This window comes from Streptomyces sp. NRRL S-495 (assembly GCF_000966955.1).
Classification (GTDB): domain Bacteria; phylum Actinomycetota; class Actinomycetes; order Streptomycetales; family Streptomycetaceae; genus Kitasatospora; species Kitasatospora purpeofusca.
Genome location: NZ_JZWY01001299.1, coordinates 1 through 1,570, shown reverse-complemented (window position 1 = coordinate 1,570; position 1,570 = coordinate 1). Strand labels below are relative to the sequence as shown.

Genomic DNA, 1,570 nt, shown 5'->3' with positions numbered 1-1,570 from the left:
AGCATGCCCTCCTGGAGCGGGGCCAGCGGAGCATGCCCTCCTGGAGCGGGGCCAGCGGAGCCGATCTCCGCCCCGGTCAGCTCCACGCGTGATCTCCCGAGCGTCGACGGGAATGGGTTCGGCGGAACCACCACCTGGACCGGCCCGGCAGCGCCGGCCAGCCCGGCCGGCGTGGGGTTGCGCAGCAGGGTGCGGACCGAGATCGACACACCCCGGACCCGCAGGTACTCCACCAACGACACCGCCAGCAGGGAGTGACCCCCCAGGGCGAAGAAGTTGTCCTCCACACCGACGCTCTCCAGCCCCAGGGCGTGGGCGAACGCGAGGCACAGGATCTCCTCCTGCACCGTTGCCGGACCACGGCCCACCCGGACGTCCTCGTCCGCGCTGCCGGAGCCGTCCTGTGCGGGCAGGGCCGCGAGGTCCAGCGCCCCGTCCGACGTCAGCAGCAGCGTGTCCAGCACCACCACCGAGGGCACCAGGTCCTCCGCCAGGCGGTCGCCGGCGAACTGCCGCACCGCGTCCGCCAACGCCGCGTGATCAGCGCCGGAGTCGGCGGGTACGACATAAGCGACCAGGCTCCCGTCGCCTCCCGTCCGGGACACCTGGCCGTCGTCCGCATCGTGCTCGCGCTCGATGACCGCCACCTGAGCCAAGCCGGGCTGCGTGGCCAGCACGGTCTGCACCTGCCGCGCGGTCCGCCCGGGCGTCAGGATCCGCTCCCGCTCGTCCTCACCCAGCACGGCCACCGCCGCAAGCCGGGTCCGCGGCTCGGCCGTGACCGTCTCAAGGACGCGAACCAGCCAGACCGCGATCCGGTCGGCCGTGTCCGCGTCGAACAAGTCGGCTGCCGCAACCATGACACCGCGCAGGCCCGCCGGAGCGCCCTGGGCGTCGAAGGCCTCCCCGAGCGAAATGCCCAGGTCGAACTTCGCCACCCCGGTTCCGGCGGCCTGCCGGCCGACCCGCAGCCCCGGCAGCTCCAGCAGCTCCAGCTCGGACCGGCCATCGCCGGAGGCCGTGGCGGTGTTCTGCAGGGTGAGCATGACCTGGAACAGCGGGTGACGGGCCAGCGACCGGGTCGGCGCCAACTCCTCCACCAGCTTCTCGAACGGGACGTCCTGGTTCTCGAACGCGCGCAGGCCCGTCTCACGCACCCGCTCCAGCACCTCACCGAAGGTCGGGTCACCGGACAGGTCGGTCCGGATCACCAGGGTGTTGACGAAGAACCCGACCAGGTTGTTGAGCGCCTCATCGGTGCGCCCGGCGATCGCGGAACCGATCGGGATGTCCACCCCCGCCCCCAGGCGGTTCAACGTCACCGCCAACGCCGCCTGCAGCACCATGAACGGGGTCGCCCCCCGCTCCCGGGCCAGCGCCGCCAGTCGCTGGTGCGTCTGCGCGGAGACGGCCAGCTCCACACTCTCACCTCGGTGCGAAGCCGTCGCCGGGCGCTGGCGGTCCACCGGCAGCGCCAACTCCTCCGGCACCCCCGCCAACGCCTCGCGCCAGTACGCCACCTGCCCGGACAGCACACTGCCCGGATCGTCCTCGCTCCCGAGCAACTCCC

1 protein-coding gene is annotated in these 1,570 nt (G+C 72.6%); it reads right to left on the bottom strand.

Annotated elements, in window-relative coordinates:
* The coding region (locus tag VR45_RS41315) for a condensation domain-containing protein (RefSeq protein ID WP_234326692.1) at positions 1-1,570 on the bottom strand (1,570 nt) is incomplete at both ends.